At 69.4% G+C, this 5,666-nt stretch carries 10 protein-coding genes; 5 read left to right on the forward strand and 5 right to left on the reverse strand.

The annotated features are described in order from the left end of the window. Positions 1 to 378: 378 nt before the first annotated feature. Entirely contained in the window at positions 379 to 723 is a 345-nt protein-coding gene (locus CCN42_RS04035) for a hypothetical protein (protein ID WP_086733092.1), read from the forward strand. 135 nt (positions 724 to 858) lie between these two features. On the opposite strand, the gene CCN42_RS04040 is transcribed toward CCN42_RS04035, so the two are convergent. The 4 genes from CCN42_RS04040 to CCN42_RS04055 all read right to left on the reverse strand — a co-directional run bounded on the left by CCN42_RS04040 (position 859) and on the right by CCN42_RS04055 (position 2,710). Further along, positions 859 to 1,128, reverse strand: coding sequence for a hypothetical protein (locus CCN42_RS04040; protein ID WP_086733093.1), 270 nt, complete (start codon positions 1,126 to 1,128; stop codon positions 859 to 861). 162 nt (positions 1,129 to 1,290) lie between these two features. Next, positions 1,291 to 1,560, reverse strand: a complete 270-nt coding sequence (locus CCN42_RS04045; RefSeq protein WP_086733094.1) for a hypothetical protein — start codon at positions 1,558 to 1,560, stop codon at positions 1,291 to 1,293. A gap of 162 nt (positions 1,561 to 1,722) precedes the next feature. Next, positions 1,723 to 1,998 carry a hypothetical protein gene (locus tag CCN42_RS04050; protein ID WP_086733095.1) on the reverse strand — a complete coding sequence of 92 codons (276 nt, stop codon included), beginning with the start codon at positions 1,996 to 1,998 and terminating at the stop codon, positions 1,723 to 1,725. Between the two features lie 214 nt (positions 1,999 to 2,212). Beyond that, entirely contained in the window at positions 2,213 to 2,710 is a 498-nt protein-coding gene (locus CCN42_RS04055; RefSeq protein WP_086733096.1) for a hypothetical protein, read from the reverse strand. Positions 2,711 to 3,118: 408 nt separating this feature from the next. Here CCN42_RS04055 and CCN42_RS04060 point away from each other — a divergent pair, with 408 nt between their 5' ends. Then, on the forward strand, positions 3,119 to 3,682 hold the full coding sequence (locus tag CCN42_RS04060; protein WP_086172057.1) for a hypothetical protein: 564 nt from the start codon (positions 3,119 to 3,121) through the stop codon (positions 3,680 to 3,682). 70 nt (positions 3,683 to 3,752) lie between these two features. Further along, positions 3,753 to 4,028, forward strand: coding sequence for a hypothetical protein (locus CCN42_RS04065; RefSeq protein WP_086733097.1), 276 nt, complete (start codon positions 3,753 to 3,755; stop codon positions 4,026 to 4,028). A 201-nt stretch (positions 4,029 to 4,229) separates the two neighbouring features. Here CCN42_RS04065 and CCN42_RS04070 read toward each other — a convergent pair whose 3' ends face one another. After that, positions 4,230 to 4,985: a chaplin gene (locus CCN42_RS04070; protein ID WP_086733098.1), complete on the reverse strand. Its 756-nt coding sequence runs from the start codon at positions 4,983 to 4,985 to the stop codon at positions 4,230 to 4,232. A 234-nt stretch (positions 4,986 to 5,219) separates the two neighbouring features. On the opposite strand from CCN42_RS04070, the gene CCN42_RS04075 reads away from it, so the two are divergent. Beyond that, positions 5,220 to 5,459, forward strand: a complete 240-nt coding sequence (locus CCN42_RS04075) for a heavy-metal-associated domain-containing protein (protein ID WP_043501004.1) — start codon at positions 5,220 to 5,222, stop codon at positions 5,457 to 5,459. An 88-nt stretch (positions 5,460 to 5,547) separates the two neighbouring features. Further along, positions 5,548 to 5,666, forward strand: a 119-nt coding sequence (locus tag CCN42_RS45855) for a cation transporter (RefSeq protein ID WP_143661845.1), incomplete at its 3' end; no start/stop codon positions are given.

The following is a 5,666-nucleotide window of genomic DNA, read 5'->3' on the forward strand; positions in this document are numbered from 1 at the left end:
GCAGTTCGCCCAGCCGCAGGCTCAGCCGGAGGGGCCGCAGTACGCCCAGCCGGAGGCCCAGCAGTTCGCCCAGCCGGAAGGGCCGCAGCACGCCGAGCACCAGGCCCAGCCGGAAGGACCGCAGCACGCCGAGCACCAGGGCGAGTAAAGACACCGAGGGCCCATCCCTCGGCGCCCAGGGCGTGTCGAGTGACACCCCGTGGTAAGGACAGCCCGGACGTGCGGCGATCGGCCAGTGCGCGTCCGGGCTGCCGCCATCCTGCCTCCGTTTCGCAGCACGGCGAGGCGCAGGATGCTCTGTTCCGACCTTCTCAGGCCCGGGCGCACGCCGGTCAGTGGCACAGGCGCCCGGGCCTCCGTCGTAAAGGAAAGCAGCACATGTTGACTCTGCAGAAGATCGTCACCGTCTCGGGGCTCGTCGGGAGCCTCGCCATGGTGTGCGTCGGCGCCGGACACGCGTACGCGGGCGGGAACCCGACCGAATGCCGGACCACGGAGCAGGGTGGCACCGTCTGCGCCCGCAAGAGCGAGACGCACGTCGAAAAGGACGGCACGTACACCATCAAGCAGGAGCAGAGCTGCACGGTGGTCGACCGGCCGCGCGTGGTGCTCCCGGAGGAACGGCTGACGGACGGCGGCTCCACCAGGATCGGGGAGACCATCGAGTGCTCCAACAGGGCCGAGTTGCCCGAGGGGTTCAAGAAGCCGAGCATCAAGCGCTGAGAGCACGGCCGGCAGATGCCGGGCCGGGAGAGATCCCGGCCCGGCATCGCTGTTTTCCTCCCCGCGGCATGTCTGCGCGGAAACGGAAATTCCCGGTGCCCGGCAGACCGCCGGACACCGGGAATCGGTGTCGCCTTACTCGAAGCTGTTGTTGCAGCCCATCTCCGAGCCGAGCTCGGTGAGCTGGGCACCCGGGTTGCCCTCGCCGTTCACCGCGTTGCCCAGCAGGCCGTTGGCGATGCCGACGTTGCCGAGGACGTCGACGTTGGCGTCGTGCGACCGGCAGACGCTGCTCTGCTTGACGTCGAAGCCGTCGCCGCCCCCGGCGTGGGCCGTGCCGGCACCCAGGAACCCGACGCTCCCGAGTGCCGCGCCGAGGACGGCAGCCTTGCGGATCTTGCGCATGTCATCTCCAGTGAGGTGAGGTGAAGGCGATCTGTCCGGAGATCGCCCGTTCATACAGTCATGAAGACTGCACGGATGGTGCATGCGAATGGTCCCGGCACCTACCCGATGCCCGGTGCCGGGACCATTCGCTGTCTCAGCGGCCGAGCGCCGAGGAGGCCCTTAGAAGACGCTGTTGTTGCAGCCCATCTCCGAGCCGAGCTCGGTGAACTGGGCACCCGGGTCGCCCTCGCCGTTCACCGCGTTGCCCAGCGCGCCGTTGAGGATGCCGACGTTGCCGAGGACGTCGACGTTGGCGTCGTGCGACCGACAGACGCTGCTCTGCTTGATGTCGAAGCCGTCGCCGCCCCCGGCGTGGGCCGTGCCGGCACCCAGGAACCCGACGCTTCCGAGTGCCGCGACGAGGACGGCAGCCTTGCGGATCTTGCGCATGTCATCTCCAGTGAGGTGAGGTGAAGGCGATCTGTTCGGAGATCGCCCGTTCATACAGTCATGAAGACTGCACGGATGGTGCATGCGAATGGTCCCGGCACCTACCCGATGCCTGGTGCCGGGACCATTCGCTGTCTCAGCGCCCGCGCGCCGAAGGGCCTCTTAGAAGGCGCTGTTGTTGCAGCCCATCTCCGAGCCGAGCTCGGTGGACTGGGCACCCGGGTTGCCCTCGCCGTTCAGCAGGTTGCCGGCCAGGCCGTTGAGGATGCCCACGTTGCCGAGGATGTCGAGGTTCAGGTCGTGCGACTTGCACTCGGTCCGCTGCGAGATGCTGAACTTGTCGCCGTCCTTGCCGTCGTTCGCGTGGGCCGTGCTGCCCACCATCCCGATGGTGCCGAGCGCGGCCACCAGGACGGCAACGTTGCGAAGCTTGCGCATTTCTTCTCCGATGGAGTGAGTCCGTGCGATCTGAAGCAGATCGACTTCTTACAGTTACGAGAGGCTAGTGCAAATCTCCGCAAAACGGACAAGGGCGCGCCGATTTCGTGGCGCCGAAGCAGAAGCACCCGAACGCCGTAACACATGCGCACGGGCCCGTCGGTGGCGATACCGAGGGCCCGTGCCGATGCCGGTGTCACGGCCGTGCGGAGCGTTACTGACGCATGGCGGTGGCGCTGGCGAGTGAGTTGGCCTGGCTGTTGGCCTGGGTGCAGTCGACGCCTCGCGTCTGGGCCGCGGCAAGCAGGGCGATCGGGACGTTCGCGTCGAGCAGGGTCTGCGGGCTGCACTCCTGGTACGGACGGAACAGGTTGTTCTGGTGCACCGTGCCGCCCTGCTGCGACTGCGGGGCCTGCGGGGTGATCTGCGGGCTGACCTGCGGGTTCAGCTGCGGGTTGATCTGCGGTGCCACCTGGGTGCCGCGCTGCGGGGCAGGCTGCTGCGGGGCCGCCTGCCGCGGGGCGAGCGAGCCGTAGGTCTGCGTGGTCGCCTGCGCGGAGGTGGCCGAGGCGGCCTTGGCGTCCGACTGGGAAACGGGAGCCGGCGCACCCCCGTTGTGAGCGGGTGTGGCGGCGGAGCTGGGGCCGGCACCGACGGCGGACAGACCGCCGGCTGCTGCGACGACGAGCGCGACTTGCTGAAGCTTGCGCATGGGATCCTCGGCCCTTCTTGACCTGTGGACGGAACTGGTGGAATGCGGCGACGGAGTATCGCCGCTCGACTCCGTGGGGAACGAGACGAGCGCGGACTCAGATACGGCCGCCATATGGGGGTCACCCATTTGCCACAGTGGCGCGGAGGACACAGGGCCGCCACGCCGGTGGCAAATGGGTGACGGCTTCTCAGAGCCGTGACCACAGCGCGGGATTCCTCGTTCCAACGGGGAAAGGGCAGCGGCCGTCGATCCGGAAAGGGGCGAGGGATTCGCTGCCGCCTCCGACGCGAGTCCGCGTGCAATTCAGCAATTACCGCTGCTGGCCGTGCAGTTCGACCACCGCACCGGTCGCACGCGTCACCGCACTGAATGCAGTGTTTCAGGTACCGAAGGGCCGAGGGTTTCATGCGCAAGCTTCACAAGGCCGCGCTCTTTGTAGCGGCGGCCAGCGGTCTGTCCGTCATCGGCGCCGGCGTCAGCCATGCCGACGCTCCCGTCGGATCCGGCAGTCCGGCTCCGGCGCCGGCTCCCGAGTACCCGGCTCCCCAGGCCGCACCCGTGGCGCCTGCTCCTCAGTCGGCCCCGGCGCCGCAACAGCAGCAGACCGGGTACGCCGCCGCCACGGCCACGTCGCAGGGAACGGCGCAGGCTTCCACCTCCCCGTATCCCCAGCAGGCGGCCCCCGCGCAGCCCGTGCAGGCGGCCCCCGCGCAGCCGGCGCAGGTGGTGCCGCAGGTCATGCCTCAGGTCATGCCGCAGGTCGCCCCGCAGGTCGCCGTGCCCCAGGCGTTCGGCCCGGAGCCCCCGATGTCCGTCGCCCCGCAGGTGAACCCCCAGGTGAACCCGCAGATCAACCCGCTCGTCAACCCGCATGTCACCCCGGGGAGCGTGCCGGAGCTGGCTCCGGTCGGCCTCGGGCAGATCGCGGCGCCCCCCGTCGGCCAGCTGGGGCTTCCCCGGCTCGGCTGACGGCCTCCCCGCACTTCCGCAATCCCGACTCGATCTGTCGCAGATCGTCAGCTCAACCAATGGAGAACCCATGCGCACGTTTCACAAGGCAGTCCTCGTGGGCGCCATGCTCGGCAGTGTCGGCTCCCTCGGTGCCAACACCGCCTACGCCCACGGTGAGCCGGGCCACGACCTGGACATCACGCAGGGCATCGAGTGCCGTTCGCACGACATGAACATCGAGGTGATCGGCAGCCTCGGTGTCCTCACCGGCCTGGCGGGCAATCTGCTGAACGGTGAGGGCAACCCGGGTGCGCAGCGGAACCACCTCGGTTCGGAGATGGGCTGCAGCAACCAGGCGTTCTGACCGCCTCGCCGCCTCCGCGAAGGGCACGCACGGATCATCCACGATCTGTGCGTGCCCTTCGTGCAGTCGGAGTGACCGCTCGGCCCTCAGCCGGGCCGAGGAGACAACGCATCGGGCCCCAGGAGACATCACGGCGTCTCCTGGGGCCCTTGACGCGTCCGGACCGATCAGGCCGGATCGCGCGCAGCAGCTGCGGACCGGTCAGCGGGTGCGGCCCGGGCTGAAGCGGCGGTACAGGATCCCGCCCGTGACGATGAGCGCGAAGCTGCCCGCCACGGCGGGGGCCGTGAGGTCCGCTCCGGTGTGGGCCAGCGAGGGCGCCGTCGCGTGCGGGGCGTGCGGGGTGTGCGGAGCCTGCGGTGCGACGTGGGACCGGTCGGGGGTGGCCGGAGGCTTGGGGGCCCGGGGCTTCGGGACCGCGGTGTGCGAGATCTCGTGGTCGCCGTAGTCGTTGACCGACTCGTTCCCGATGGCCGGGTTGCCCACGCCGACCACGTTGACGCTGTTCCCGGAGACGTTCACCGGCAGGTCGATCGGGAGCTGGAGGTTGTTGCCCGACAGCACTCCGGGGGAACCCTCGGTGACACCGTGAGCCGATGCCCCACCGGACGCCACCGACCCGCCGGTCTTCGCCCCGCTGCTCTTCGCCGCACCGCCGGCCTTGGCCGCGTCGCTCTTCTTCGCGCCGTCGGTCTTCTCGGCGCCGCCGTTCACACAGGTGTTGCCCGCGGCCGGGTTGAGCAGCCCCACGACGTTGACGGTGTTGCCGCAGACGTTCACCGGCACGTGCACCGGTACCTGGAGGGAGTTGCCGGAGAGAACCCCGGGCGAGCCGGTCGCCGTACCGTCGGCGCTGGCCCCGTCGGCCGCGAAGGCGGCGGACACCGGGAACGCCACGGCCATCGCGCCGGAAGCGGCGGCGACGGCGATCACACCGTTTCGGGTAGTCCGTCTCATGGGTTTCCTGCCTTCCTGACTTCTTCGCGGGCACTCACCCGCACCCCGTAAAACGGATGTGCACCATCCGGAGTTATGGCGTGACGTCCTCCAGTTGCTCCAGTTTGAGCCTGGTTTGCCCGCGCGGAGGCGGTCCCGGCATTGAACTCATACCCCCTAGGGGTATAGAGTGAGGCATATGGGGTTCCCCCGTGACCCCCACTGGCCCCATACGCCTCGACGAGGAGTAACGACATGACTGCGCAGACCGACACCCAGGGTTCCGTCACCACCGTCTACAAGGTGACCGGGATGAGCTGCGGACACTGCGAGGGCTCCGTCTCCGCCGAACTCACCCAGCTCCCCGGCGTGACGTCGGTGCGGGCCGTCGCCGCCACCGGCGAGGTCACCGTCGTCTCCGAGGCGCCGCTGGACGAGGAGGCCGTGCGGGCCGCCGTCGACGAGGCCGGCTACGAGCTGGCCGGCCGCGCCTGAGCCGTATCGCACACCTTCCCGGCACCGGACCGCGCGCGACCGCCGATACTGGTCGCACACGGTCCGGTCCGTCGTCTGGAGCCCGGACATGACCACCACCGACACGCCCATGGACGCACCCCCCATGTCCCAGGTCGAGCTGCTGATCGGCGGCATGACCTGCGCCGCCTGCGCCGCCCGCGTCGAGAAGAAGCTCAACCGCATGGA

It is taken from the genome of Streptomyces glaucescens (assembly GCF_002154375.1).
GTDB lineage: Bacteria > Actinomycetota > Actinomycetes > Streptomycetales > Streptomycetaceae > Streptomyces > Streptomyces glaucescens.